A 25,734-nucleotide genomic window follows, 5' to 3' on the forward strand; every position below is an offset into this window, starting at 1 on the left:
CATGACTCGCCGACGTTGACCTATCCAAAACCATGTCCAGCGCCACCGCCCTCGTCACCCGCCTCGATACCAGCCGTGAGGCCAACTTCCGCGTCCAGCCGCACAACATCGAGGCGGAGCAGGCGCTGCTGGGCGCCATCCTGGTCAACAACGACGCGTTCTATCGCGTCTCGGACTTCCTGTTGCCCGATCATTTCTTCGAGGAGCTGCACCGGCGCATCTTCGAGATGACGGCGAGCCTGATCCGGGCAGGCAAGATCGCGACTCCGATCACGCTCAAGACCTTCATCGGCGAGATCGATCTCGGCGGCGTCACGGCGTCCCAATACCTGGCCCGGCTCGCCGCCGAAGCGACGACGGTCATCAACGCCGGCGACTACGGACGAACCGTCTACGACCTCGCCATCCGCCGCCAGCTGATCGGCGTCGGCGAGGAGCTGGTCAACGTCGCCTATGACGCGCCGGTCGAGATGGCGCCGCGCGAGCAGATCGAGGACGCCGAGCGCAAGCTCTACGCGCTCGCCGAGAAGGGCCGCTATGAGGGCGGCTTCCAGAAATTCGACGGGGCGCTCCGGCTCGCCATCGACATGGCGGCCAGCGCCTTCCAGCGCGCCGGCGGTCTCTCGGGCATCTCGTCGGGCCTGCGCGACCTCGACCAGCGCATGGGCGGGCTGCAGCGCTCCGACCTGATCGTGCTCGCCGGCCGCCCCGCCATGGGCAAGACCTCGCTCGCCACCAACATCGCCTTCAACATGGCCAGGGCCTGGCGCGGCGAACGCCAGGATGACGGTTCGCTCAAATCGGTCGACGGCGCGATCGTCGGCTTCTTCTCGCTCGAAATGTCGGCCGACCAGCTCGCGACCCGTATCGTCGCCGAGCAGTCTGGCATCTCGTCCTACAAGATCAGGCAGGGCCGCATCACCGAGGCCGACTTCGCCCGGCTGACCGATGTCGCCGCCCAGATCGAGAAGCTGCCGCTCTATATCGACCAGACCGGCGGCATCTCGATCGCCCAGCTCGTCGCCCGCGCCCGAAGGCTGCAGCGCCAGAAGGGGCTCGACATCCTGTTCATCGACTATCTCCAGCTCCTCTCCGGCTCGGCCAAGAACGGCCAGAACCGCGTGCAGGAGCTGACCGAGATCACCACCAGCCTGAAGGCGCTGGCCAAGGAACTCAACGTCCCGATCGTCGCGCTCTCGCAGCTTTCGCGTCAGGTCGAGAGCCGCGACGACAAGCGCCCACAGCTCTCGGACCTGCGTGAATCCGGCTCGATCGAGCAGGACGCCGACGTAGTGATGTTCGTCTACCGCGAAGAGTATTATCTCAAGGGCAAGGAGCCCAGGCCGGGCACCGAGGAGCACAACAAGTGGGTGATGGAGATGGAGGCGGCCCACGGGCTCGCCGAACTCATCATCGGCAAGCAGCGCCATGGCCCGACCGGAACCGTCGCCTTGCAGTTCGACGCCGACGTGACGCGCTTCTCCGACAGGGCTGACCAGAGCCATCTACCGGAACGTCTCGAATGAACGCCTTCGATACCCCCGAGAACGCCGGCCACGGCGCCCTGCTGACCATCGATCTCGGCGCGCTCACCGCCAATTGGCGCCTGCTCAGGCAACGTGCCGGCACGGAAGCGGCGGCCGTGGTCAAGGCCAATGCCTACGGCATCGGCATCGAACCGGCCGTCACCGCACTCGCCAAGGCCGGCTGCAAGACCTTCTTCGTCGCGCACCTCTCGGAAGCGGTGCGCGCCCGCGCCGTCGCGCCGGAGGCGACGATCTACGTGCTCAACGGCCTGGCGCCGGAGACAGGCGGAGCTTTCGCCGAGCACGATCTCTCGCCGGTTCTGGGCTCGCATGAGGAACTGCTCGAATGGGCCGGCTTCCGGCAGAGCGGCGCCAAGGTCCGGCCGGCGGCGCTGCATGTCGACACCGCCATGAACCGCCTCGGACTCTGGCCGGGCGAAGGGCTCGACTTAGCGCGCGAGAAGAGCGGGGTGATCGCCGCGGCCGGGATCGGGCTGGTGATGAGCCATTTCGCCGCCTCCGAGGTCGTCGACGACCCCGCCAACACCCGGCAGATCGCCGCCTTCGCCGAGATCGCCTCGGCCTTCCCCGGCGTGCCGGCGTCACTGCTGAATTCCTCCGGCCATTTCCTGCCGAACTGCCCCTCCTACCAGCTGACCCGGCCGGGCTACGCGCTCTATGGCGGCAATCCAACTCCCGGAAAGCCGAACCCGATGCGGCCGGTCGTCGGGCTCGAAGCCCGGATCATCCAGTTGCGCGAAGTCGAGGCCGGCACCCAGGTGGGCTATAACGGCACCTGGACGGCAAAAGGCCGGCGCAAGCTGGCGACCATCTGCCTCGGCTATGCCGACGGCTATCCACGCAATGGCAGCTGGACCGATCGTTCGCAGGGCGGCTCGGCGCTGGTCGGCGGCGTGCGCTGCCCCTTCGTCGGCACGGTCTCGATGGATCTGATCATCATCGACGTCTCCGATGCGCCAACCGATGCGGCTATGCGCGGCGCGCCTGTGACGCTGATCGGCGGCGAACTTGATCTGGAAGTGGTTGGCGCCGGCGCCAAGACCATCGGCTATGAGATCCTGACCAGCCTCGGCCGCCGCCATGCGCGGCGCTATGTCGGGCTTTGACGTGACGGCCTGTTCGCGAATTCCCTCCCCCCGCTTGCGGTGGGGAGGGTTAGGGTGGGGGGCCGGAAAGCCGGAGCTCTATCCTGCATCGTTACGCCAAGCGGAGCTGCCCCCCACCCCTGCCCTCCCCACCGCAAGCGGGGGGAGGGAGTAAATGGCCAAGCGCGGCCCGACCTATATCTGCCAAGCCTGCGGCGCGGTCTATCATCGCTGGCAGGGCAAATGCGACGCCTGCGGCACCTGGTCGTCGCTTTCCGAGGAAGCACAGGCTGCGCCGGTCCCCGGCGGCGGCCGTCCGTCTTCGGGCGGGCGGGCGCGCGGCCGCATCTTCGCGCTGGAAAGCCTGAAGGGCGAGACGCAGGACGCGCCGCGCATCGTCTCCGGCATCGCTGAGCTCGACCGTGTCACCGGCGGCGGCTTCGTGCCGGGCTCGGTCCTCCTGATCGGCGGCGATCCCGGCATCGGCAAATCGACGCTGCTGATGCAGGCCTGTGCCGCCATGGCGATGACCGGTCGGCGCGTCGTCTATGTCTCGGGCGAGGAATCAACCGGCCAGGTCCGCCTGCGGGCCCAGCGCATGGGCCTCGCTGAGGCACCGGTCGATCTTGCCGCCGAGACGAACATCGAAGACATCATCGCTACCCTCGGGCAAGGCGAACGCCCTGCCCTCGTGGTGATCGATTCGATCCAGACCATGTGGTCCTCCGAGGTCGAGAGCGCGCCAGGCACGGTGACGCAGGTACGTGGCTCGGCCCAGGCGCTGATCCGCTATGCCAAGACCTCGGGCGCCTGTATGATCCTGGTCGGCCATGTCACCAAGGACGGCCAGATCGCCGGGCCGCGCGTCGTCGAGCACATGGTCGACGCGGTGCTGTCCTTCGAAGGCGAGGGCACGCACGCCTTCCGCATCCTGCGCGGCCAGAAGAATCGATTCGGCGCGACCGACGAGATCGGCGTCTTCGAGATGACCGGCGCCGGCCTCTCCGAAGTGGGTAACCCCTCTGCCCTCTTCCTGGCCGGTCGCGACCAGGACGCGCCGGGCGCGGCCGTGCTCGCCAGCATCGAGGGCACGCGGCCGGTTCTGGTCGAGATTCAGGCGCTGGTGGCGCCGAGCGCGCTCGGCACGCCGCGCCGCGCCGTAGTCGGCTGGGAGAACAGCCGCCTTGCCATGGTCCTGGCGGTGCTGGAGACGCATGGCGGGCTGAAGCTCGGCCAGCACGACGTCTATCTCAACGTCGCCGGCGGTCTGCGCGTCGGCGAGCCAGCGGCCGACCTTGCCGTGGCGGCTGCGCTCATCTCCTCCTTGACCGGGGCGATCCTGCCTTCGGGCGCGGTTCATTTCGGCGAGATCGCGCTCTCAGGCGCGATCCGGCCTGTCTCGGTCGCGGCGGCCAGGCTGCGCGAAGCGGCGAAGCTCGGTTTCGAAAGTGCGGTGCTGCCTGCGGCAGGGGCCGATATCGGCGATGGAAACGGCTTGAAGCTGCGGCGGCTGAGCCATGTCGGCGAACTTGTGGCGGAGATCGCCGCTTCAGCACCTCGGGCTCGTTCCAGTCAGCGCGCTCCGCAAGCCGACCGGTAAAACGCTCCCGATCTCTGAAGCGGGGAGACGGATTCACCGATCAGGTTGAATAACCTGATAGGGTCCGGCTCTCGCAGTGCAAAATGAGCCGACTGCATGGGTGACGCGCGGCACGCGAGCGGGTATAGCAAAATCCGCCCGGCCCACCCATTTGACGCGTGCCGGCCCCGATTTTGCAGCAAAGCGGCCCTGACATGCCTGTGACCATTCTCGATCTCGTCGTCATCGGCGTGGTGTTGATCTCGGCTTTGCTGGCAGCCGTGCGCGGGCTGACACGCGAAGTGCTGGCGATCGGCTCCTGGGCCGCAGCGGCCGTCGTCGCCTGGATCTTCCACCCGCAACTGCTGCCGCTGGCGCAGCAATACATTCCCAACAACACCGTGGCGCTGGTTGCGGTGATCGCCGCGCTCTTCCTGGGCACGTTGATCGTCGTTTCGCTGATCACGGCACGGATCTCGGACTTCGTGCTCGATTCGCGCATCGGCGCGCTCGACCGCACCCTCGGCTTCGTCTTCGGCGCGGCCCGTGGCCTGCTGCTGGCCGTGATCGGTTATCTGTTCTTCATGACCCTAATGGGCGACAAGAATCTGCCGACCTGGGCCAAGGACGCGCGAGCCAAGCCGCTTCTCGAAGAAACCGGGCGCAGCTTGCTGGCCATGCTGCCGCAGGACCTGAATTCCGACTTCTTCAAGAAGCTTATTCCCTCGAAGGGTGGCTCCGAACCCACGGAGGCGCCGGCCGAAGAGCCGCGCACGCCAGGCGCTAACCCGCCGGCCGGCGGCACCGCCCCTGTCGATCCGCAGCGCCGCACCCAGGCGCCCACTACCGATCGGCAGGCGCTGCAGCGCGTGATCGATTCGCCCGCTCCGGCCACCACCGGTGCGACACCCGCCCCGGCGCAACGCCGGCCCTGACTGGAGTATAATGCCGCGATGGAGCCTGCGATGAGCCAGATCCACGATGCCGACGCCGTGTTCGACCCGAACGCCGACCGTTTGCGCGAGGAGTGCGGCGTCTTCGGCATCTTCGGCCATGCCGACGCCGCGGCGTTGACCGCGCTCGGCCTGCATGCGCTCCAGCATCGCGGCCAGGAAGCGACTGGCATCGTCTCCTTCGACGGCCACCGCTTCCACACCGAACGCCAGCTTGGCCTGGTGGGCGATGCCTTCTCCGATGCCAGCGTGATCGAGAAGCTCAAGGGCAAGCAGGCGATCGGCCATGTCCGCTACTCGACCACCGGCGAGACCATCCTGCGCAACGTCCAGCCACTCTTCTCCGAGCTGCATGGTGGCGGCTTCGCGGTGGCGCATAACGGCAACCTGACCAACGGGCTGACGCTGCGGCGCAACCTCGTCCGCGACGGCGCGATCTACCAGTCGACCTCCGACACCGAGGTCCTGCTGCATCTCGTGGCGCGCAGCCGCAAAACGAAGTTCATCGAGCGCTTCATCGACGCGCTGCGCCAGATCGAAGGCGCCTATGCCTTCGTCGGCATCACCAACAAGAAGCTGGTCGGTGCGCGCGATCCGCTTGGCATCCGCCCACTGGTGCTCGGTGACCTCAACGGCTGCCCGATCCTGACCTCCGAGACCTGCGCGCTCGACATCATCGGCGCCAAGTTCGTCCGCGAGATCGAAAACGGCGAGGTCGTCGTCATCTCCGAGCAGGGCATCGAGAGCCACAAGCCCTTCCCGCCCGTACCGGAACGGCCTTGCATCTTCGAGTACATCTATTTCGCCCGGCCGGATTCGATCGTGAAGGGGCGCAGCATCTATGAACGCCGCAAGGCAATGGGCGCTCAGCTTGCTTCGGAGGCGCCAACCGATGCCGACGTCATCGTGCCGGTGCCCGATTCCGGCGTGCCGGCGGCGCTCGGCTATGCCCAGGCGAGCGGCATCCCGTTCGAGCTCGGCATCATCCGCAACCACTATGTCGGCCGGACCTTCATCGAGCCGACGCAGAAGGTGCGCGAACTCGGCGTGCGCCTGAAGCATTCGGCCAATCGCAGCGTGGTCGAGGGCAAGCGCATCGTGCTGGTCGACGATTCGATCGTGCGCGGCACGACCTCGCTGAAGATCGTCAAGATGATGCGCGAGGCCGGCGCCCGCGAGGTGCATTTCCGCATCTCGTCGCCGCCGATCACCCATCCTGACTATTACGGCATCGACACGCCCGACCAGGCAAAGCTGCTCGCCGCAAACCATACGCTCGAGGAGATGCGCCAGTTCGTCGGCGCCGATTCACTTGCCTTCATCTCGGTCGACGGGCTCTACAAGGCGATGGGCCATGAGCGGCGCGATCCGACCTGGCCGCAGTTCACCGACCATTGCTTCACCGGCGACTATCCGACCTCGCTGACCGATGTCATCGGCGAGAGCGCCAAGCAGCAGATCTCGCTCCTGGCCGCCGGCTGAGCCTTTCGACGGGATTTCGATGACCAAGCCTCTGGAAGGGCGCATCGCGCTCGTCACCGGCGCGTCGCGCGGCATCGGCCGTGCCGCGGCGCTCGCCTTTGCCCAGGCCGGCGCCCATGTCATCGCCCTGGCGCGCACCACCGGCGCGCTCGAGGAGCTCGACGACGAGATCCGGGCGCTCGGCGGCAGTGCGACGCTGGTGCCGGCCGATCTCGCCGATGCCGCCGCGATCGAAAAGCTGGGCCCTGCCCTGCTGGAGCGCTGGGGCAGGCTCGACATCCTGCTCGCCAATGCCGGCATCCTCGGCCCGCTGGCGCCGCTGACCCATGTCAGCCCGAAGGAATGGGCCGAGGTCTTCGACATCAATGTCAGCGCCAACTGGCGGCTGCTGAAATCGGTCGAGCCGGCGCTCAAGGCCTCCGATTCCGGCCGGGCGATCTTCCTGTCCTCCGGCGCCGCGCATAAGGGTCTGGCCTATTGGGGCCCTTATGCGGTATCCAAGGCGGCGCTCGAGGCGATGGCGCGCAGCTACGCTGACGAGACGCGCACGACCAATCTGCGGGTCATGCTCGTCAATCCCGGCCCCTTGCGCACCCGGATGCGTGCCCAGGCGATGCCCGGCGAAGATCCGATGACGCTGAGGACCCCGGAAGACCTGGCGCCGCATCTGGTCGAGATCGCCGCGCCAAGCTGGACCGAGACCGGCAAGATCTTCGACTTCCCGCAGGGCAAGCTGCTGACGCCGCAGATGCCGGCGTAAGCGCAACCCGTCCCCTCTCTCCTTGCGGGAGAGGGCTAGGGTGAGGGGTCGCGCGATCTTTCCGTCATGCTCGCCCTTGTGGCGAGCATCCACGTCTTGAACACCACCTCGCCCGAAGGAAGACGTGGATGGTCGGGACAAGCCCGGCCATGACGCTGAAATGTCCCCCGACCCCTCATCCGGCCGCTACGCGGCCACCTTCTCCCGCAAGGGGAGAAGGGAAGAAAAGTCCGAGCACGACGCGCCTCTCACAGCGTAGCCGCGTACTCCCGCACCACTGCAATCAGGTCGGGTACCGTCAGGTTCGGCAGGGCCGCCATCTCGTCGAGCGAGAACCAACCGATCCGGACATGCTCGTCGGAGAGGTTCTCCGCCTCACCGCCTTCCCAGCCCGAGACGACATAGATGTGGTGGAGCGCCGCGCCGTTGCGCTCGGGGAAACGTTCTTCCGCCGAGAGCATCAAGCGATAGGTCAGCGGCGTCAGCCCGGCCTCCTCGCGACATTCGCGAATGAGCGCTGCTTCGAGCCCCTCGCCTGCCTCGACCCGGCCGCCAATTGCGTCCCAGTGATCGGCCCAGGCCCGCTTCCAGGAAGCGCGCAAGCCCAGCAGCACCCGCCCGTCGGCGCGCAGGAAGAGCGCGCTGACGGTCTCCAGCATCAGCCCTTGCTCTTGTCGTAAGGGTTGCCGCCGCCGCGGGTATGGAGCCGGACCGGCGTGCCCGGCAGCTCGAAGGCTTCGCGCAGGTTGTTGGTGAGATAGCGCATATAGGACACCGGCAGGTGGTCGAGCTGGTTGCCGAACAGCGCGAAGGTCGGCGGCCGCGCCTTGGCCTGCGTCATATAGCGGATCTTGATGCGCCGGCCGGCGACAGCCGGCGGCGGATGGGCCGAGAGCACGCCTTCGAGCCAGCGATTGATCTTTGCGGTGGAGACGCGGCGGTTCCAGACCTCATAGGCCCGGAACACCGCCTGCATCAGCCGGTCGATGCCCTCGCCGGCGATCCCGGAGAGCGGTACGATCTCGACGCCGCGGATCTGCGCCAAGAGGTGATGCGCCTTCTCCTTGAGCTCGGCGAGCAGGCCCTGCTTGTCGGCGACGAGGTCCCATTTGTTCAGGCCGATGACGACGGCACGGCCTTCGCGCTCGGTCAGGTCGGCCAGCGTCAGGTCCTGCTTCTCGAAGGGGATGGTCGCATCGAGCAGAACCACCACGACCTCGGCGAAGCGGATGGCGCGCAGCGAATCCGCCACGGCGAGCTTCTCCAGCTTCTCGTCGATGCGGGCGCGCTTGCGCATGCCGGCAGTGTCGAAGAGCTTCACCGGCCTGCCGCGCCATTCCCATTCGACCGAGATGGTGTCGCGGGTGATGCCGGCCTCGGGCCCGGTCAGCAGGCGCTCCTCGCCGATCATCTTGTTGACCAGCGTCGACTTGCCGGCATTGGGGCGGCCGATGATGGTGACGCGCACCGGCCGGTTCGGGTCATCGCCCTCCTCCGGCGCGTCGGCGGCAGGAGCATCGGCCCAGGCCTCCTCCTCGTCCTCCTCCGGCTCGTCGTCGACGTAGGGTGCCAGCGCCTCCAGCAGGTCGGAGGTGCCCTCGCCATGTTCGGCCGAGAACGGCACCGGATCGCCCAGGCCAAGCGAATAGGCTTCCATGACGCCGTCCTTGCCCTTGTTCCCCTCCGCCTTGTTGGCGAGCAGGATGACGGGCTTGCCGGAGCGGCGCACCAGGTCGGCGAAAGGCTGGTCCATCGGCGTCACGCCGAGCCTGGCATCGATCATGAACAAGATGACGTCAGCCTGGTCGATCGCGGTTTCAGTCTGGGCGCGCATGCGGCCCGCAAGCGAATCCTTGTCGGCCTCTTCGAGACCGGCGGTGTCGATCACCGTGAAGCGCAGATGGCCGAGGCTGGCCTCGCCCTCGCGGCGGTCGCGGGTGACGCCGGGCTGGTCGTCGACCAGCGCCAGCTTCTTGCCGACGAGCCGGTTGAACAGGGTCGACTTGCCGACATTGGGCCGGCCGACGATGGCGATGATTGCAGTCATGATCCGTCCAGTTGTGCCGGGCGCAGCCGCCGGCAGCAACCGGCACCCGGAATCAATTCTTGATAGTCACCGGCCCACCGCGGACCAGAGTCAGATAGAGCTCGACGCGCTGGCGCAGCACCTGCGGCGTCTGCGGGTCGGCGACGATGGCGTCGAACCAGCGTCCGGCATCCTCGAACAGGTTGGCCTTGAGCGCGGAAATGCCAAGGAATTCACGCGCCGAATGACGCCAGAGACCGGTCGGCGTCGCCAGCGGCTCGAGCTCCTTGCGCAGGTCGGCGTAGGGCACGAGATCGACCCGCAGAAGGCCGGCGCGCAGGCGAGCGAGATCGCGATGGTACTGGTCGAGCGAGGCATCGTTGGCGAGCGCGTCGAAGGCGGTGGCGCCAGCGGCTCCATCGCGCTTGCCGACCTCGGCCGCGAGGCGGAAGCGCGACAGCAGGCGGTAGCCCGCCGGCGCATTGGCGGAGAGCTCGGTCAGCGTCGCCTCGGCCGCGCTGGCATCGTTGTCGCGCGAGGCACGCACCGCCGCCTCGAACTTCGCGCCGACGGCCTCGGCCTGCTTGCGCTCCTGCTGCTGCCAGAACTGCCAGCCGCCGACGCCGGCGACAGCCAGCACGGCGATGGCGATGAAGACATTGCCATACTTCTTGAAGACGGCGGTCGCCTTGTCGCGGCGAACCTCCTCATCGATCTCGCGGAAAATATCGGACATGACGCCTCAAACTGCTCTCGCCTGCCGGGTAGCACCTTTGCCGGCGGAATGCGAGCCGGAACGGCCAAGGCGAGATGGCCCGAGCGGCTGGAAGACTGTTCGAGCGATCAACTTGATCGCCCCGCCACGGCATGCAAGCTGCAAGGCTGCTCCATCAGGCAGCGGCAAGGAGATCGCCATGAACAGGATCGCCACCGGGCTGGGAGCGGCCTTTCTCACCCTCGCCGCGTTCGGAGCCCACGACACGGCCGAAGCTGCGCCGACCAAGGTCAAGGTCTTCGTCGCCTCGATGTTCGAGATCGGCGCCAATACGGGCGATCGGGCCGGCGAATTCCAGCACTGGTATGAGCGCTACTGGCAGAAGAGCCAGCCGCATGAGGCGCGCGGCGCGTTGAAGCCAATCTATTGCAACGAGAACGGCGTCTGCGGCGCGGTCCTCGGCATGGGCAAGGTCAACTCCTCCTCCTCGATGCAGGCAATCCTGCTCGACCCGGATTACGACTTCTCGCAAGCCTATTTCGTCATCACTGGTGTCGCCGGCACCCCGCCCTCGCGCGGCACCATCGGCGACGTCTCCTGGGGTAGCTGGCTGGTCGACTATGATCTCGGCCATCGCTGGGCGCCGGAGGAAGGCAAGCCGGGCGAGCCGGTGTTCATACCGCGCAAAGGCTATGAGGAGTACCGGGTCTTCAAGCTCAATCCGACGCTAGTCGGCTGGGCGACGCGGCTGAGCACCGGCGTCAACCTTCAGGACTCGGATTCGGCCAAGCAGTATCGCCAGCGTTACCCGGACGAGCGCGCCCGGGCCGCACCCTCCGTCCAGACCGGTACGCACATGACCGGCGACACCTTCTTCCATGGTCCCGGCCTGTCGAAAGAGGCGCAGTACATGGCCAAGCTCTACGGCGCCGACGACTATGTCATCACCGAGATGGAAGCCGCGGCGATCACGCTGGTGATCAAGCGGCAATTCGGCACCGACCGGATCCTGAGCCTGCGCGGCGCGGTCAATTTCGACCAAGGCAATCCGAACGAGACGACCTTGCAGCATCTCGACCCGGCACCGGGCCAGACGGCGGGAGGCTTCGCCGAGACCGTCGCCAATGTCGAGGCGGTCGGCTCGCGTGTCGTAGATCACATCGTCAGCAACTGGGCGCAGTGGCAGAAGGGCGTGCCGCCGCTGCCGGCCAAATAGCGCTCAGGCTGGCGCCTTAGATCATCGCGCGCCCAATCGGTCGCGATCACGATGGTCTATCACATTGTTATCGCATCGGATTATTCCGAAAAGTGGATTCCACTTTTCGGTCCGGTGCTATGCCCGGAACAGCAGGCTGCCGTCGCCATAGGAATAGAAGCGATAGCTCTCGGCGATGGCGTGGGCATAGGCGCGCTTCATCAGATCGAGCCCGCTGAAGGCCGAGACCAGCATGAACAGCGTCGAGCGCGGCAAGTGGAAATTGGTCATCAGCAGGTCGACGGCGCGAAAGCGATAGCCCGGCGTGATGAAGATCGCCGTATCGCCTGAGAACGGCCGGATGACGCCGTCCTCGCCAGCCGCGCTTTCGATGAGGCGCAGCGAGGTCGTGCCGACCGCGACGATGCGACCACCAGCGGCCTTGACCGCATTGAGGGCGTCAGCGGTCGGGGCGCTGACCGTGCCCCATTCTGCGTGCATGCGGTGCTCGTCGGTGTCATCGGCCTTGACCGGCAGGAAGGTGCCGGCGCCGACATGCAGCGTGACGAAATGGCTGGAGACGTCGCGCTCCTTCAACGCTGCGAACAGCTCCGGCGTGAAGTGCAGCCCGGCCGTCGGCGCGGCGACGGCGCCTTCCTTGCGCGCATAGGTCGTCTGGTAGTCGTGGGCGTCGGCCTGGTCGGTCGCCCGCTTGCCGGCGATATAGGGCGGCAGCGGCAACTCGCCGAGCCGCGCGATCGCCTCGTCGAGATAAGGGCCAGTCAGCGAGAAGCGCAGGCCGATATCGCCGCCCTCGCCCTTGTCCTCGACCTCGGCCTGCAACCGGGCGAGTTCGCAGGCATTGCCGGCGCCTTCGCTGTCGAAGACGATCGTCTCGCCGACATTCAGCTTCTTGGCGGGGCGGGCGAAGGCGCGCCAGCGATCATCCGCCTCGCGCTTGTGCAGCATGATCTCGACACGGGCCGAAACCTCGCCGCGATAGCGCCGCCCCCAGAGACGCGAGGGGATGACGCGGGTATCGTTCAGCACCAGCGCGTCGCCGGGCTGAAGCAATCCGACGAGGTCGCGGATACCGCGATCCTCAAGCGGCTCGGGCGTACCCGGGCGCACGACGAGCATGCGCGCAGCATCGCGCGGGCTTACAGGCCGCAGCGCGATGCGCTCTTCAGGCAGATCGAAGTCGAAGAGGTCGACGTCCATGGACCGGTCCCCGTCATTGCGAGCGCAGCGAAGCAATCCAGGGGTCGTAGAGCTCTGCCGCCCTGGATTGCTTCGTCGCTACGCTCCTCGCAATGACGAAGCTGCGAGAACGCCTCAGGCGTCCGCCATCACCTTCATCGAGACGATGGAGTCGGGATCGCGCACCGGCTCGCCGCGCTTGATCTTGTCGACATTCTCCATGCCTTCCACGACCTGGCCCCAGGCGGTGTACTGCTTGTCGAGGAAGCGGGCGTCGTCGAAGACGATGAAGAACTGGCTGTTGGCCGAGTTCGGGTTCTGGGAGCGAGCCATCGAGCAGACGCCGCGGACATGCGGCTCGGCGTTGAACTCCTGGGCCAGGTCCGGATAGCTCGAGCCACCGGTGCCGGTGCCGTGCGGGCAGCCGACCTGGGCCATGAAGCCGTCGATGACGCGGTGGAAGACGATACCGTCATAGAAGCCCTCGCGGGCGAGCAGCTTGATGCGCTCGACATGGTTCGGCGCGAGATCCGGCCGCAGCTTGATCACCACGCGGCCCTTGGTGGTCTCCATGACGAGGGTGTTCTCAGGATCGAGCGACATCAGACTGATCTTTCATTGGTCGGCACACGGCCGAAGAAGCGGATGATGATCGGGCGGCCTGCGATACTCCCTCCGAGCCCCGGCGACAACCTCATCGGCGTACAGTCGCGCACCGCGCGCATCAGCGAGTCGCTGAAACGCTCGCGCAGGCCAGGCGGCGCGCGCCGCATCTCCCAGGTGACGCGCGGCTGGCCGAAGAGCGTGCCGTCCCGGCGCAGGCTGAAGCGCACGCTCGCGCTGGCGCTACCATTTTGGGCATCGAGCGACGGCGGCTGCCAGCAGCGGCGCAGCGCCGGACCGATCTGGTCGAGCCGGTCGATGGTTTCCTCGCCGAGGCCGATCGTCTCGGGCGTGACCGTACCGCTGACCCCGTTGTCGACGCCAGGCGTTTGCGGTGGCCTGACCGGCCGGCGCGCGCCCTCGCCGAAGGGGCCGCCGATGCCAGGCATATAGCGCTGACCCGATTGCGGCGGCAGCACCGGGTTCTGCGAGCCCGATGGCGGCGGCAGGACGGGATTCTGGAAGCCGGAAGCCGGCGGCAGGCCGAGATCGCGCGTGTCCTGCGCATGCGCGAAGCTGCTGGCCGAAACCAGCAGCAGGAGCGCGAATGCAGTCAGGCGCGACCGGCGCATAGGTTTACTTGGCGTCCGCCAGCAGGCGCATGCGGATGATCTTGTCGGGGCCGCTCACAGAGCCGTTGTTGGCGCTGCTGCCCTTCTTGATCTTGCGTACGGCATCCATGCCCGAGACGACCTCCCCGAACAGGGTGTACTGGCCGGTCAGCGAGCCGCAGCCCTCGAAGCAGATGAAGAACTGCGAGTTGGCCGAGTTCGGGCTCTGCGAGCGGGCCATGCCGACCGACCCGGCTTTGTACGGCGTTGGCGTGAATTCGGCCGGGATGTTCGGCAGGTCGGAGCCGCCGGTGCCGTCGCCCTTCGGATCGCCGGTCTGGGCCATGAAGCCGTCGATGACGCGGTGGAAGACGATGCCGTCATAGAAGCCGCGCTTGGTCAGCGCCTTGATCTGCTCGACATGCTTGGGCGCGAGATCAGGCCGCAGGCGGATGGTGACGCGTCCATCCTTGGTATCGAGCGCCAGGGTGTTCTGCGGGTCGAGATTTGTCGGCGCCGGCGCTTGGGCCTGAGCCAGGCCAATGGAAGCGGAAAATGCCAGGGCAGCGAGCGTGGTGCGAAGCATCGGAATCTCTCCTGACCGCCGGAACGGCCCGGCGCATCTGAGGCAGCGAGGTAGCGACATCCTATGACTGGAACAAGGCGCGGAATCGCGCCCGGCGAACAATGTTGCACTGCACAAGAACAAACTGGAATAATTTTGCAAAAAGTTCGGGCGGACGCTGCCTAAACAGGTGACAACATTATTGCGATCCGCTAATCAATTCAGCGCTGGGCACGCCCGACCGTTTTCCGGGCGCCGCGGACCAGGTCTCGGGAGGAACAAACAGCCGCTGGTATATGAGTGCGCGTCGATAATAGCGCGCCGATACTGCGGTAAAAAATAGACTTCCAAAGGCAAGGCGAAAGCCTTGCTTTTTGTTTTTGAACTATACGCTGGGTTGTACTGAACACCGTTCAGATATCGAGGTTGGCCCAGATATACCAGACGATGCCGAAGACGATGCCAGCGAGGATCGTCGTTGCCACCGCTTTCTTGGCAAGACCCGGCAGCACTGGCGCCCCCGGATCGGTCCCCTTCTCGACCTCGCCACTTTCGGCCTGGCTGCGCACGCCGAAGGGCAGCGTCACGAACAGCACCGTCCACCAGATCACGAAATAGACTGCGAGCCCGCCGCCGATCGTCATGATGTGCTGCCCTCACCGGCCAGGGCGATGCACGAGAACGCGACCCTGGCTTCAGTCGGCACGCCGAAGCGCGCGGTGTGCCGGGCCGGCAGGCCGTTCGGAAAATGCTTCACATATTCGGCGTTGCAGGCGGCATAGTCGTTGGGGTCGGTGATCAGCATCGTCACCTGCACGACACGGTCGAGACTGGAGCCGGCCTCGGCCAGGACGCCGGCTATATATGCAAGCGCCTGCCTCACCTGCTCTCCGGGTGTCGCACCGCGGGTGATGCCGTTCGCGGGATCATGCGGTGCCGACTGGCCGGAGACGAAGACGAGGCCGCCCGCGCGCGCGGCGAGGCTGAAGGGGCGCGGCGACCCAGCCTCCGGTTCGCCGAAGAATGCGATCTCGGACGTCATGCTCAGGCCTGTTCCAGCTCGACGAGTGTGCCGCAGAAATCCTTGGGGTGCAGGAAGAGCACGGGCTTGCCATGGGCGCCGATGCGCGGCTCGCCCGAACCGAGCACACGCGCGCCCTGCGCCTTCAATCGGTCGCGCGCGGCGAGGATGTCGTCGACCTCGTAGCAGATGTGATGGATGCCGCCGTCGGCGTTGCGCTCTAGAAATTTGGCGATCGGCGAATCGGCGCCCATCGGCTCCAGCAACTCGACCTTGGTGTTCGGCAACTCGACGAAAACCACGGTGACGCCGTGCTCGGGCTGCGGCAGCGGCTGCGAGACGCGGGCGCCGAGCGTATCGCGATAGAGTGCGGTCGAGGCGGCGAGATCCTTCACGGCGATGGCGACGTGGTTGAGGCGTCCGATCATTCAAAGGCTCCGTTCGGTCTCGGCAGGCAGCGGGCGATATGCCCGATCCTACACCGTGATCACCAGCGCATTCACCAGCGGCTTCTTGCCCCACTCCTCGTTGACGGCGCTGCGGACGCCGCGTTCGAGCGCATTGCGGACCGCTTCCGGGTCGCGGCGCTTGGACTTGGGCATGCCCTCGATCAGATCCTCGACCGCATCAGCGACGATATCGTCGAAGGGCGTGCCGTCCTTGGCCGCGAGCGGCAAGCCGATCAGCGCAACCTCGGGGTCGCCGGCGAGCTCACCCTTCTCGTCGAGGGCGACCGCAACCGAGATCACCCCTGCGAAGGAGAGCCGGCGGCGCTCGGGAATGGTGCGGTCGAGCGCCCCGACCAGAAGCGTGCCATCCTGGTAGAGCCGGCCATGCCGGACCTCGGTGAGCTTGCGGGCTCCGTCCTCGGTGATCGCGACGACATCGCCATTGCCAGCGCGCAGCACATGCTTGACGCCGAGGCTGCGGGCGAAGGTGGCGTGCTCGGTCAGATGCTGATCCTCGCCATGGGCGGGGATCGCGATCTTCGGCTTCAGCCAGCCATAGAGCCGCGCCATCTCCTCGCGGCGGGGATGGCCCGAGACGTGCACGAGATGGGTGCGGTCGGTGATGATCTCGATGTTGTCGCGTGCCAGCCGGTTGAGGATGGCGCCGACCGCCTTCTCGTTGCCGGGAATGGTGCGCGAGGAGAAGATCACCCGGTCGCCCGGCGCCAGCGCAATCTCCGGATGGTCGTCGGCGGCGATGCGCGAGAGCGCGGCGCGCGGCTCGCCCTGGCTGCCGGTCACCAGTGCGACGACCTTGTCGCGCGGCAGATAGCCATAGGTGTCGACTCCGCGGAAAGCGGGGATGCCGTCGAGAAAGCCGCATTCGCGCGCGACATCGATGACGCGGTCCATGGCGCGGCCGACGACGACGACCTCGCGCTGATTGGCCATGGCGGCTTCGGCGACCGCGCGCAGGCGCGCGACGTTCGAGGCGAAGGTGGTGACGGCGACGCGGTTCGGCGCGGAGGCGACCAGTTCCTTGAGCTTGGCCGCGACATCGGCCTCGCTCGGGCTGATGCCGTCGCGCAGGACATTGGTCGAATCGCAGACCAGCGCCAGCACACCCTCCTCGCCAAGCTCGCGCAGGCGGGCCTCGTCGGTCGGCAGACCGACCTGCGGCGTCGGGTCGATCTTCCAGTCGCCGGTATGGACGACGAGCCCGGCGGGAGTGCGGATCGCGAGCGCGTTCGATTCCGGGATCGAATGAGCGACCGGGACGAATTCGATATCGAAGGGCCCGAGCGTGAAGCGCCCGCCCTGGGCGACGATGTTCATCTCGACCTTGGGCGCGCCCGGCTCCGACAGGCGCCGCGTCGCCAGCAAACCGGCGGCGAAACGCGTGCACCAGACCGGTGCGCGCAGCGAGGGCCAGAGCGCGGCGAGCGCACCAATATGGTCCTCATGGGCATGGGTGATGACGATGCCGAGGAGATTGGCCCGGTCCTCGATGATGTAGTTGAGGTCAGGCAGGACGATGTCGACGCCCGGCGCCTCCGGCCCGGCGAAGGAGAGCCCGCAATCGACCAGGATCCATTTGCGCTTCTTTTCCGGCCCGAAGCCGTAGAGCGCGGCGTTCATGCCGATCTCGCCGAGGCCGCCGAGCGGAACGAAGACGAGCTGATCGCTGGAACGGGGCACTGGCAATCCTGACACAAGTCACGAGTTGAGGAATTCGACCGCCATTCCGGCCGGAGTGAAACGGAGCGCTTGAAATCCATCGTAGAGCGCGGTGCTCTCGATGGTTTCCGGAGCTGCGCGGCCCAATCCGCTTGTCCGGACCGATGGCGAATGGCCATTGAAACGCGCACGGCTCTAGCATGCCTGCCCCTGTCTCACCATAGCGGGGGAACGATGCGAGCCTTGAGAATGGTCCGGCGCTTTGCCGCCTTTCCGGAGCAGGCCGATAGGCCTGAAGCCCGGAACCCGGAAACAGCAGCCTGGATCCATTACGCGGCGATAGCGCTGCCTGTGGTCTTGCCCATAATTATTTGATATTTCTTGGCTTTCCTGATTATCGGAGCGTTTTCTTGCCAGGAAGCTTCGCGTTGGCGGTTTTTGGCGCCCGTGCATGAAGGCTGCTTAACGCGACGGCGTAGTCACAATTCTTCTGATCTCCGACGTGGCCGCCTCGACGCGCATCTCCAACAACCTCGTGCCGAGGTCGCCATTCGCCGCGCTCGGGTCACCAGAAACACCTGAGGATTGCAGCAAGAAAAGCGTGTCGCGATAGCGAGCGAGATCAACCGCATTCGGCCTGATCGACATCAACTCCGAGGTGTCGATGAGACTTGCATGCTGTCCGATGGCCGCCAGAGTATGGCCTTCCTTCAGCAAGCGCGCGATTTGCTCCCTATCATCATAGTAGCTTTCGATATGGACGACCCGCACGCCTTCCTTTGCCCATTCCATGCTCAAGCGATCTGCGACCGCTTTCTGCACAGCTTGGCTTCCACCGTGATCACCGATCAGGCAAATCGTCTTGAAACCACCAGCTTTGAGACTTCGCGCAATTCCATCGAGCATTCCGTCGAAAACTTGTTCAGTGACGCCGATTGTTCCGGGAAAACGCAAATGACCTGTCGGCGGATCAAAGCTGCCTTGTGGGACGAAGCTGACGACGGGAGCGACCAAGGTCTTCCCGACGGTTTTGGCGATGCGATCCGCAGCTTCACGCACGATGTAATCGTGCTTGCCGATTGCCATGTGCGGGCCGTTCTGTTCGAGCCCACCGGTCGGCACGATGACCGTCGTGTAGCCGCTCTGGCGCGCATCCCGAACCTCTACCCACGTCATTTCGTCGATAGCGATCGAACGAAACACCGGTTCAGCCTTGGTCAAGAACGTTGACACGATGACACAAACCACGGCGGTCGCGCCGACGGCTAGCAGCACCTTTGTCAATTTGTTGATCGAGACGATCATCCGGGATTTCAACGCGATCCGGCCGTTATGTTCACCGATTTTCGACTTCGGAAGGAGCGGCAGCCCGTTCTTTCGGCTTCAACGGGTAGATCAGCTGCTTGAAATAGCCCTCCGGAAAGTGGGGATCATCCGTTCCGAAGACCTCCGGCTGCTTAGCTTCCGGCATGTAGAAGGTGCCGAATAGCCAATCCCATAACGAGAACGTCGGAGCGAAATTCGAGTTTCCGCCCTCATCTGGCTGAGTGTGATGCCAACGATGAAACACGGGAGTCGCAATCACATACTTGAGCGGCCCCAGGGTCCAGTTGAGGTTCGAATGCACCCAGGCCGCAGTCAACGTATCGAGCGGCAGCAGGATGATCATCACCTCCGGCGAAATGCCCAGCGCGAGCATGATCACGTAAACGAGGGCCGGTTGAAGCGCGATGTTGATGGGGTGGAAACGGTAGGTCGTGGTCCAATCAACCTCTTTGCCCGAATGATGGATGGCGTGATACCGCCAGAGAGTCGCACCGTGAAAAATGCGATGAAGCCAGTAGAGCAAGAAGTCGGAGACCACGAGCTGGACAACGACCTGCCCCCAGAATGGCAAGCCGCTCAACGGGCCACGGCCGTTGTAGAAAAAATCAACCGCCTCGCTGCCCGAACCAATGCGGCCGTGCAGCAGAATGAACATGATAATGATCGCGGGCAGCCGCAGGTACGGCCCGACCAGCCCATGGATCAGCGCGTAAGAGATATCCGTGAAAAGCCCTGGATTGCGCCACCAGACTTTGCCGGGCTTCGAGGCCTGACTGTCGAAAATCGCGAAGACCGTAAAAAGCAGCGCCAACCCGATAAAGACCGGAAGTTGATGGCTATAGGTTTCGACGACCTTCGCCAGAAAGCTCGTAATTGGTTCAAGATTCATCGGGCCTCGCAGGCTCATCCCGCGAAAAGGTAGGGCCTTGCGGTTAATTTTGGGTGCCGGCGACACCTGCGAAACGAAGCGGCATCGGTTCTGGGTTCCGGGCTATTCGCTGCGCGAAGCCCAGAAAGACGGCGGTGTGGCTATGCGCAGAACTCAGCTCTGCGAGGCCGCTACTGTCGAGGCCCCATCGAAATAGAGATCACCAGCGTCGATCAAGCGGCGGCCGCCATCCGTCTCCAGTTCGAGCCGCCCGGACGCATCGAGGCCGAGGAAGCGGCCAGAGACCGGTCCCTCCGGCAAGCGCATGGTGATGGTCTCACCGAGATAAGCGGCGCGCTCCAGCCAGGCGGAGCGGGTCGGCCCAAAGCCACCCGGCAGGGACCAGGCCGAGAAGCGCCGGTGCCAGGCATCGGAGAGGGCCGCCAGCAGGCGCTCGACGCTTGCATCGGCAGCATGCGCGGAAAGATGCGTCGCGGGATAGGGCGTTCCCTCCGGCGAAGATGCGATGTTGACGCCGAAGCCGATGACGACGCTGAAGCGACCTGCCCGGTTCTCGCCCTCCAGCAGGAGACCCGATGTCTTGGCGCCGCCGAGCAGCAGGTCGTTGGGCCATTTCAGCCCGAGCGTCGGCGCAGCAAGCCCCGTCACCGCGGCAGCCGCATCGTGCAAAGCGAGCCCCGCGACGAAGCCGAGCTGCGGCGCGAGCGCCGGTTCGCAAGGCGCGACCAGGAGCAGGCTGGCATAGAGATTGCCGGGCGGGGAGCCCCATTGCCGGCCATGCCTGCCACGACCGGCATTCTGGCTTCTCGCAACGATCCAGAGCCGTCCCGGATCGCCGTCGCCGAGCGCCCGTCTCGCCTCCTCCATGGTGGAGGCGACCTCGTCGCGGATGATCAGGCGATAGCCGGCGGCGCGGGCGGATTCGCTCAACATGCCGATTTCACAAACCGTCATGCTCGGGCTTGACCCGAGCATCTCCCAATCCAGAGATTCTCGGGTCTGCGTTTCGCTTCGCCCGAGAATGACGGCGGAGCATCAGAACAGCGACTTCGCTGCCGCGGCCGCGGAATCGAACAGCGGCGCCGGCAGGAAGGACAGCACCAGCACGAACAGCGCCGAGATCAGCAGCACGGTGCGCACGCCCGCGTCGCCCTTGTCGAAGGCAGGCTTGGCGTCGTCGAAATAGATCACCTTGACGATACGCAGGTAGTAGTAGGCGCCGACGACGCTGGTGACGACGCCGACGACGGCGAGCACGTAGAGCTTGGCCTCGATCGCGGCGAGGAAGACGTACCACTTCGCCCAGAAGCCGGCGAGCGGCGGGATGCCGGCGAGCGAGAACATCATCATCGACATCGCAAAGGCCATCCAGCCATTGGTGCGGGACAGGCCGGCGAGCTCGCCGATCTCCTCGACCGGCTTGCCATTGCGGTTCATCATCAAGACGCAGGCGAAGGCCGCGAGCGTGGTGGCGAGGTAGATCGCCATATAGGTCATCACGCCCTGGACGCCCGCGGGCGTGCCGGCAGCGAGGCCAACCAAGGCGTAGCCCATGTTCGCGATCGAGGAATAGGCGAGCAGGCGCTTGATGTTACTCTGGCCGATCGCGGCGAAGGCGCCGAGCGCCATCGAGGCGATCGACATGAAGACGATGATCTGCTGCCAGTCATGCAAAGCGCCCGGGAAGGCGCCGACGAAGATGCGCACGGTCATCGCCATCGCCGCCATCTTCGGCGCCGAGGCGAAGAAGGCCGCGACCGGGGTCGGCGCGCCCTCATAGACGTCCGGCGTCCACATATGGAACGGCACGGCCGAGATCTTGAAGGCGACGCCGGCGGCGACGAAGACGAGGCCGATGATCAGGCCGATGCCGGGGTGGCCGCCCTTTACCGCCTCGGCGATGCCGGCATAGCTCACCGTGCCAGTGAAACCGTAGACCAGCGACGAGCCGTAGAGCAGCATGCCCGAGGACAGCGCGCCGAGGACGAAGTACTTCAGGCCAGCCTCGGTGGAGCGGGGATTGTCGCGGTCAAAGGCGGCAACGACGTAGAGCGCGAGCGATTGCAGTTCCAGGCCGACATAGAGCCCGATCAGGTCGTTGGCCGAGATCATCATCATCATGCCGATGGTGGCGAGGACGACGAGGATCGGGAATTCGAAGCGCATGGCGCCGTCGCGGCGCAGGAAATCGGCCGAGAGCACGATCGCCGCAGCAGCGCCGATCAGCGTCAGCACCTTCATGAAGCGGGCGAAGCCATCGGCGATGAAGGCGCCGTTGAAGGTGATCACCTTGCCCTCGCCGCGCAGGACGAGCACCAGCGCCAGCGCCAGCAGCGCCAGCGCCGCGATCTCGAGCGTGCGCGTCGAGCGCTCGCCCTGAATCGCGCCGTAGAGCACCATGGCGATGGCGCCGAGCGCCAGCACGATTTCCGGGAGCGCGGGGCCGAGAGCGGGCAAGGTCATCGGGGCAGCCTTACTGGACAGCCAGCATCGCCGTCTTCGCGGCGGTGATGGCGGCCTGATAGTTCTTGATGAGGGCTTCGGTCGGCGCCGCGAAGGCGTCGAGGATCGTGCCTGGGGCGATGCCGTACCAGATCGTCAGCAGGACGAGTGGCACGAAGATCGCGATCTCGCGGGCGTTGAGGTCGGTGATGTCCTTGAGCTCAGGCTTCACCAATTCGCCGAAGACGACGCGGCGGTAGAGCCAAAGCGCATAGCCCGCCGACAGGATCACACCGAAGGTCGCGATGAACGCCACCCAGGGATTGGCCTTGAAGGCACCCATCAGCGTCAGGAACTCACCGACGAAGCCGGCGGTGCCCGGCAGGCCGACATTGGCCATGGTGAAGATCATGAACACCACCGCATAGAGCGGCATGCGGTTCACCAGCCCGCCATAGGCGGCGATCTCGCGGGTGTGCATGCGGTCGTAGATCACGCCGACGCAAAGGAAGAGCGCGCCCGAGACCAGACCGTGGCTGACCATCTGGAACATCGCGCCCTGAATGCCCTGCGGCGTCAGGGTGAACAGCCCCATGGTGACGAAGCCCATATGCGCCACCGAGGAGTAGGCGATCAGCTTCTTGATGTCCTCCTGCATCAGCGCCACCAGCGAGGTGTAGACGATGGCGATGACGGAGAGCGCATAGACCAGCGGCGCGAACAGCGCCGAGGCGTCCGGGAACATCGGGATCGAGAAACGGATGAAGCCGTAGCCGCCCATCTTCAGAAGGATCGCCGCCAGGATGACGGAGCCGGCCGTCGGGGCCTCGACGTGTGCGTCGGGCAGCCAGGTGTGGACCGGCCACATCGGCATCTTCACCGCGAAGGAGGCGAAGAAGGCGAGCCAGAGCCAGGGCTGCATCTGGACCGGGAATTTGTGCGTCAGCAGCGTCGGAATGTCGGTGGTGCCGGCGTTCCAGTACATCGCCATGATGGCGAGCAGCATCAGCACCGAGCCGAGCAGCGTGTAGAGGAAGAACTTGTAGGAGGCGTAGACCCGGCGCTTGCCGCCCCAGATGCCGATGATCAGGAACATCGGGATCAGGCCCGCTTCGAACAGCAGGTAGAAGAGCACGAGGTCGAGCGCGACGAAGACGCCGATCATCAGCGTCTCGAGGATCAGGAACGCGACCATATACTCGCGCACCCGCTTCTCGACCGAAGTCCAGGACGCCAGGATGCAGAACGGCATCAGGAAGGCGGTCAGGACCACGAAGGGGAAGGAGAAGCCGTCGACGCCGAGCTTGAACTTGATGATGTCGGAAACCCAGCCATGGGTCTCGACCATCTGGAAGCCGGGATTGGCCGAGTCGAAGCGGCCCCAGGCGACCAGCGCCAGGATGAAGGTCGCGACGGTCGCGATCAGCGCCGCCCAGCGGGCGTTGGAGTCGACGGAAGGCTCGTCGCCGCGCTGCGCCAGGATGAAGGCGGCGCCGACCAGCGGCAGGACCAGGAGACCGGTGAGGATACCAAAGCCGAACATCATCTCACCCGCGGGCCATGAGGTACCAGGTCACCAGCCCGGCGACGCCGATCAGCATGGCGAAGGCATAGTGGTAGACATAGCCGGTCTGCAGCCGCACGACCCGGTTGGTCACGTCGACGACACGGGCCGAAACCCCGTCCGGTCCCATGCCGTCGATGACGAAGCCATCGCCCTTCTTCCAGAGGAAGCGGCCGAGCCACATCGCCGGCTTCACGAACAGGAAGTCGTAGATCTCGTCGAAATACCACTTGTTGAGCAGGAAGTTGTAGAGCACCGGGTTGGCGGCGGCGAGCTTGCCGGGTACGTCCGGCCGGCGCACGTACATGTACCAGGCCAGGGCGAAGCCGGTCACCATCGCGATGAAGGGCGAAGCGACAACCCACTTCGGCACTTCGTGCATGGCGTGCAGGATGTGGTTGTCCTTAGCCGTGAACAGCGCCGCCTTCCAGAAGTGCTCGTAGTCGTGGCCGATGAAGGCCTCCTTGAAGACGTAGCCCGCAGCGAGCGCACCGAGCGACAACACGGCGAGCGGGATCAGCATCGAAAGCGGGCTCTCGTGCGGCTTGTGATCGTGATGACCATGGCCATGGTCGTCATGGCCCGCTGCGTGAGCATGGTCGTCGTGATGGGCGTGGGCAGCGTGGGCGTGGTCGTCGCGACCATGCGCATCATGGCCGTGGCCCGCCCAGCGCGGCGTGCCCTCGAAGGTCATGAAATAGAGCCGCCAGGAGTAGAACGAGGTCATCAGCGCGGCGACGACCAGCAGCACGAAGGCATAGGAGCTGGCGAAGCCGCCATGCGCGACCGAGGCATAGGCGCTCTCGATGATCGCATCCTTGGAGAAATAGCCGGCGAAGAGCGGGAAGCCAGTCAGCGCCAGCGTGCCGATCGTCATGGCGGCCGCGGTCAGCGGGATGTGCTTCCTGAGGCCGCCCATGTTCCGCATGTCCTGCTCGTGGTGCATCGCGTGGATGACCGAGCCAGCGCCCAAAAACAGCAGCGCCTTGAAGAAGGCGTGGGTGAAGAGGTGGAAGATGCCTGCCGAGTAAGCGCCGACACCCATTGCCACGAACATGTAGCCGAGCTGCGAGCAGGTCGAATAGGCGATGACGCGCTTGATGTCGTTCTGCACCAGGCCGACAGTCGCGGCGAAGAAGGCGGTGGTGGCGCCGATGACGACGACGACGGTCAGCGCGACCGGGGCGTATTCGAAGATCGGCGACAGGCGCGCCACCATGAAGACGCCGGCTGTGACCATGGTCGCGGCATGGATCAGCGCCGAGACCGGGGTCGGGCCTTCCATCGCGTCCGGCAGCCAGGTGTGCAGCATGAACTGCGCCGACTTACCCATGGCACCCATGAAGAGCAGCAGGCAAGTCAGCGTCAGCGCGTTCCAGTCATAGCCGAGGAAGCGGAAGCTGCGCTCGGTGAGACCGGCGATCTGCGGGAAGATGCTATCGAGGGCGACCGATCCGGTCAGCACGAAAACCAGGAAAATGCCGAGCAGGAAGCCGAAATCACCGACGCGGTTGACCACGAAGGCCTTGATCGCCGCGGCGTTGGCCGAGGGCTTCTGATACCAGAAGCCGATCAGCAGATAGGAAGCGAGACCGACGCCCTCCCAGCCGAAGAACATCTGCACCAAGTTGTCGGCGGTCACCAGCATCAGCATGGCGAAGGTGAACAGCGACAGATAGGCGAAGAAGCGCGGGCGGTGCGGATCTTCGTGCATGTAGCCGATCGAATAGACATGCACGAGCGAGGAGACGGTGTTGACGACGACCAGCATCACCGCGGTCAGCGTATCGACGCGGAAGGCCCAGTCGACGCGCAGATCCGCCGAGGCGAGCCAGGTCGCGACCTGGATTCGGGTGGTGCCCGGGCCGAAGCCGACCTGGAAGAAGGCGACCCAGGACAGCGCTGCCGAGACCAGCAGCAGCGTGGTGGTGACGATCTCCGAGGCGCGGGCACCGATCAGCCGGCCGAAGATGCCGGCGATGAAGAAGCCGATCAGGGGGAGGAAGACGATCGCGTGATACATGGCAGGTTACGGGCGCGTTGCC

The 25,734-nt window shown here is 65.5% G+C and carries 24 protein-coding genes; 7 read left to right on the forward strand and 17 right to left on the reverse strand.

Going from position 1 to position 25,734, the window contains the following annotated elements; translation table 11 throughout:
- Positions 1-32 precede the first annotated feature (32 nt).
- From ACSQ24_RS13025 to ACSQ24_RS13050, 6 genes are all read left to right on the forward strand, one after another.
- Positions 33-1,526 (forward strand): replicative DNA helicase, encoded by a 1,494-nt coding sequence (locus tag ACSQ24_RS13025; protein ID WP_436095084.1) that lies wholly within the window; start codon positions 33-35, stop codon positions 1,524-1,526.
- Complete coding sequence (gene alr / locus ACSQ24_RS13030) at positions 1,523-2,653, forward strand: alanine racemase (RefSeq protein WP_436095085.1); 1,131 nt, start codon at positions 1,523-1,525, stop codon at positions 2,651-2,653. Before ACSQ24_RS13025 ends, alr begins: the two co-directional genes overlap by 4 nt.
- A gap of 154 nt (positions 2,654-2,807) precedes the next feature.
- Positions 2,808-4,232 (forward strand): DNA repair protein RadA, encoded by a 1,425-nt coding sequence (radA, locus tag ACSQ24_RS13035; protein WP_436095086.1) that lies wholly within the window; start codon positions 2,808-2,810, stop codon positions 4,230-4,232.
- Positions 4,233-4,426: 194 nt separating this feature from the next.
- Entirely contained in the window at positions 4,427-5,146 is a 720-nt protein-coding gene (locus tag ACSQ24_RS13040) for a CvpA family protein (RefSeq protein WP_436095087.1), read from the forward strand.
- Positions 5,147-5,176: 30 nt separating this feature from the next.
- Positions 5,177-6,646 (forward strand): amidophosphoribosyltransferase, encoded by a 1,470-nt coding sequence (purF, locus tag ACSQ24_RS13045; protein ID WP_436095088.1) that lies wholly within the window; start codon positions 5,177-5,179, stop codon positions 6,644-6,646.
- Between the two features lie 19 nt (positions 6,647-6,665).
- Positions 6,666-7,406, forward strand: coding sequence for an SDR family NAD(P)-dependent oxidoreductase (locus tag ACSQ24_RS13050; protein ID WP_436095089.1), 741 nt, complete (start codon positions 6,666-6,668; stop codon positions 7,404-7,406).
- A 248-nt stretch (positions 7,407-7,654) separates the two neighbouring features.
- Here the strand turns inward: ACSQ24_RS13050 and ACSQ24_RS13055 are convergent, their stop codons facing one another.
- Genes ACSQ24_RS13055 through ACSQ24_RS13065 form a run of 3 tightly spaced genes read right to left on the reverse strand, consistent with a single transcriptional unit; the run spans position 7,655 to position 10,168 of the window.
- Positions 7,655-8,065, reverse strand: a complete 411-nt coding sequence (locus ACSQ24_RS13055) for an NUDIX hydrolase (protein WP_436095090.1) — start codon at positions 8,063-8,065, stop codon at positions 7,655-7,657.
- A complete protein-coding gene (gene der, locus ACSQ24_RS13060; protein WP_436095091.1) occupies positions 8,065-9,453 on the reverse strand; it encodes a ribosome biogenesis GTPase Der in 1,389 nt (462 codons plus the stop codon). Before der ends, ACSQ24_RS13055 begins: the two co-directional genes overlap by 1 nt.
- A gap of 52 nt (positions 9,454-9,505) precedes the next feature.
- Positions 9,506-10,168, reverse strand: coding sequence for a tetratricopeptide repeat protein (locus ACSQ24_RS13065; RefSeq protein WP_436095092.1), 663 nt, complete (start codon positions 10,166-10,168; stop codon positions 9,506-9,508).
- A gap of 178 nt (positions 10,169-10,346) precedes the next feature.
- Between ACSQ24_RS13065 and ACSQ24_RS13070 the strand changes: the two genes are divergently transcribed.
- Positions 10,347-11,363 carry a purine-nucleoside phosphorylase gene (locus ACSQ24_RS13070; RefSeq protein WP_436095093.1) on the forward strand — a complete coding sequence of 339 codons (1,017 nt, stop codon included), beginning with the start codon at positions 10,347-10,349 and terminating at the stop codon, positions 11,361-11,363.
- 117 nt (positions 11,364-11,480) lie between these two features.
- Here the strand turns inward: ACSQ24_RS13070 and queA are convergent, their stop codons facing one another.
- The 14 genes from queA to nuoL form a co-directional block, all read right to left on the reverse strand.
- Positions 11,481-12,563: a tRNA preQ1(34) S-adenosylmethionine ribosyltransferase-isomerase QueA gene (queA, locus tag ACSQ24_RS13075; protein ID WP_436095094.1), complete on the reverse strand. Its 1,083-nt coding sequence runs from the start codon at positions 12,561-12,563 to the stop codon at positions 11,481-11,483.
- Positions 12,564-12,677: 114 nt separating this feature from the next.
- Complete coding sequence (locus ACSQ24_RS13080) at positions 12,678-13,145, reverse strand: peptidylprolyl isomerase (protein WP_436095095.1); 468 nt, start codon at positions 13,143-13,145, stop codon at positions 12,678-12,680.
- Positions 13,145-13,777 (reverse strand): hypothetical protein, encoded by a 633-nt coding sequence (locus tag ACSQ24_RS13085; protein ID WP_436095096.1) that lies wholly within the window; start codon positions 13,775-13,777, stop codon positions 13,145-13,147. Before ACSQ24_RS13085 ends, ACSQ24_RS13080 begins: the two co-directional genes overlap by 1 nt.
- A 4-nt stretch (positions 13,778-13,781) precedes the next feature.
- The gene (locus ACSQ24_RS13090) at positions 13,782-14,342 is read right to left on the reverse strand and encodes a peptidylprolyl isomerase (RefSeq protein ID WP_436095097.1); all 561 of its coding nucleotides are present in this window, start codon (positions 14,340-14,342) and stop codon (positions 13,782-13,784) included.
- Between the two features lie 392 nt (positions 14,343-14,734).
- Positions 14,735-14,965: a DUF1467 family protein gene (locus ACSQ24_RS13095; RefSeq protein WP_436095098.1), complete on the reverse strand. Its 231-nt coding sequence runs from the start codon at positions 14,963-14,965 to the stop codon at positions 14,735-14,737.
- Positions 14,962-15,363: a RidA family protein gene (locus ACSQ24_RS13100; RefSeq protein ID WP_436095099.1), complete on the reverse strand. Its 402-nt coding sequence runs from the start codon at positions 15,361-15,363 to the stop codon at positions 14,962-14,964. Before ACSQ24_RS13100 ends, ACSQ24_RS13095 begins: the two co-directional genes overlap by 4 nt.
- A gap of 2 nt (positions 15,364-15,365) precedes the next feature.
- Positions 15,366-15,770 (reverse strand): methylmalonyl-CoA epimerase, encoded by a 405-nt coding sequence (gene mce / locus ACSQ24_RS13105; RefSeq protein ID WP_126111733.1) that lies wholly within the window; start codon positions 15,768-15,770, stop codon positions 15,366-15,368.
- Positions 15,771-15,818: 48 nt separating this feature from the next.
- A complete protein-coding gene (locus tag ACSQ24_RS13110; RefSeq protein ID WP_436095100.1) occupies positions 15,819-17,489 on the reverse strand; it encodes a ribonuclease J in 1,671 nt (556 codons plus the stop codon).
- 441 nt (positions 17,490-17,930) lie between these two features.
- The gene (locus ACSQ24_RS13115; protein WP_436095101.1) at positions 17,931-18,773 is read right to left on the reverse strand and encodes a creatininase family protein; all 843 of its coding nucleotides are present in this window, start codon (positions 18,771-18,773) and stop codon (positions 17,931-17,933) included.
- A gap of 31 nt (positions 18,774-18,804) precedes the next feature.
- A complete protein-coding gene (locus ACSQ24_RS13120; RefSeq protein ID WP_436095102.1) occupies positions 18,805-19,683 on the reverse strand; it encodes a sterol desaturase family protein in 879 nt (292 codons plus the stop codon).
- Positions 19,684-19,836: 153 nt separating this feature from the next.
- On the reverse strand, positions 19,837-20,616 hold the full coding sequence (locus tag ACSQ24_RS13125) for a biotin--[acetyl-CoA-carboxylase] ligase (protein ID WP_436095103.1): 780 nt from the start codon (positions 20,614-20,616) through the stop codon (positions 19,837-19,839).
- Positions 20,617-20,718: 102 nt separating this feature from the next.
- Positions 20,719-22,146 (reverse strand): NADH-quinone oxidoreductase subunit NuoN, encoded by a 1,428-nt coding sequence (nuoN, locus tag ACSQ24_RS13130; RefSeq protein WP_436095104.1) that lies wholly within the window; start codon positions 22,144-22,146, stop codon positions 20,719-20,721.
- 10 nt (positions 22,147-22,156) lie between these two features.
- Entirely contained in the window at positions 22,157-23,668 is a 1,512-nt protein-coding gene (locus ACSQ24_RS13135; protein ID WP_436095105.1) for an NADH-quinone oxidoreductase subunit M, read from the reverse strand.
- Between the two features lie 4 nt (positions 23,669-23,672).
- On the reverse strand, positions 23,673-25,712 hold the full coding sequence (gene nuoL / locus ACSQ24_RS13140; RefSeq protein ID WP_436095106.1) for an NADH-quinone oxidoreductase subunit L: 2,040 nt from the start codon (positions 25,710-25,712) through the stop codon (positions 23,673-23,675).
- Positions 25,713-25,734: the final 22 nt, after the last annotated feature.

The sequence above is a fragment of the Allobosea sp. LjRoot237 genome (genome assembly GCF_964253285.1).
Classification (GTDB): Bacteria; Pseudomonadota; Alphaproteobacteria; order Rhizobiales; family Beijerinckiaceae; genus Allobosea.

Bases quoted from the DNA above. Each gene is read 5' to 3' on its own strand.
- purF (WP_436095088.1), top strand. From the start codon at position 5,177: ATGAGCCAGATCCACGATGCCGACGCCGTGTTCGACCCGAACGCCGAC.
- mce (WP_126111733.1), bottom strand. From the start codon at position 15,770: ATGATCGGACGCCTCAACCACGTCGCCATCGCCGTGAAGGATCTCGCC.
- der (WP_436095091.1), bottom strand. From the start codon at position 9,453: ATGACTGCAATCATCGCCATCGTCGGCCGGCCCAATGTCGGCAAGTCG.
- ACSQ24_RS13115 (WP_436095101.1), bottom strand. From the start codon at position 18,773: ATGATCGTCTCGATCAACAAATTGACAAAGGTGCTGCTAGCCGTCGGC.
- ACSQ24_RS13125 (WP_436095103.1), bottom strand. From the start codon at position 20,616: ATGTTGAGCGAATCCGCCCGCGCCGCCGGCTATCGCCTGATCATCCGC.
- ACSQ24_RS13040 (WP_436095087.1), top strand. From the start codon at position 4,427: ATGCCTGTGACCATTCTCGATCTCGTCGTCATCGGCGTGGTGTTGATC.
- ACSQ24_RS13050 (WP_436095089.1), top strand. From the start codon at position 6,666: ATGACCAAGCCTCTGGAAGGGCGCATCGCGCTCGTCACCGGCGCGTCG.
- radA (WP_436095086.1), top strand. From the start codon at position 2,808: ATGGCCAAGCGCGGCCCGACCTATATCTGCCAAGCCTGCGGCGCGGTC.
- ACSQ24_RS13120 (WP_436095102.1), bottom strand. From the start codon at position 19,683: ATGAATCTTGAACCAATTACGAGCTTTCTGGCGAAGGTCGTCGAAACC.
- ACSQ24_RS13065 (WP_436095092.1), bottom strand. From the start codon at position 10,168: ATGTCCGATATTTTCCGCGAGATCGATGAGGAGGTTCGCCGCGACAAG.
- ACSQ24_RS13095 (WP_436095098.1), bottom strand. From the start codon at position 14,965: ATGACGATCGGCGGCGGGCTCGCAGTCTATTTCGTGATCTGGTGGACG.
- queA (WP_436095094.1), bottom strand. From the start codon at position 12,563: ATGGACGTCGACCTCTTCGACTTCGATCTGCCTGAAGAGCGCATCGCG.
- ACSQ24_RS13080 (WP_436095095.1), bottom strand. From the start codon at position 13,145: ATGTCGCTCGATCCTGAGAACACCCTCGTCATGGAGACCACCAAGGGC.
- ACSQ24_RS13090 (WP_436095097.1), bottom strand. From the start codon at position 14,342: ATGCTTCGCACCACGCTCGCTGCCCTGGCATTTTCCGCTTCCATTGGC.
- nuoL (WP_436095106.1), bottom strand. From the start codon at position 25,712: ATGTATCACGCGATCGTCTTCCTCCCCCTGATCGGCTTCTTCATCGCC.
- alr (WP_436095085.1), top strand. From the start codon at position 1,523: ATGAACGCCTTCGATACCCCCGAGAACGCCGGCCACGGCGCCCTGCTG.
- ACSQ24_RS13025 (WP_436095084.1), top strand. From the start codon at position 33: ATGTCCAGCGCCACCGCCCTCGTCACCCGCCTCGATACCAGCCGTGAG.
- ACSQ24_RS13100 (WP_436095099.1), bottom strand. From the start codon at position 15,363: ATGACGTCCGAGATCGCATTCTTCGGCGAACCGGAGGCTGGGTCGCCG.
- ACSQ24_RS13135 (WP_436095105.1), bottom strand. From the start codon at position 23,668: ATGTTCGGCTTTGGTATCCTCACCGGTCTCCTGGTCCTGCCGCTGGTC.
- ACSQ24_RS13055 (WP_436095090.1), bottom strand. From the start codon at position 8,065: ATGCTGGAGACCGTCAGCGCGCTCTTCCTGCGCGCCGACGGGCGGGTG.
- ACSQ24_RS13070 (WP_436095093.1), top strand. From the start codon at position 10,347: ATGAACAGGATCGCCACCGGGCTGGGAGCGGCCTTTCTCACCCTCGCC.
- ACSQ24_RS13085 (WP_436095096.1), bottom strand. From the start codon at position 13,777: ATGCGCCGGTCGCGCCTGACTGCATTCGCGCTCCTGCTGCTGGTTTCG.
- nuoN (WP_436095104.1), bottom strand. From the start codon at position 22,146: ATGACCTTGCCCGCTCTCGGCCCCGCGCTCCCGGAAATCGTGCTGGCG.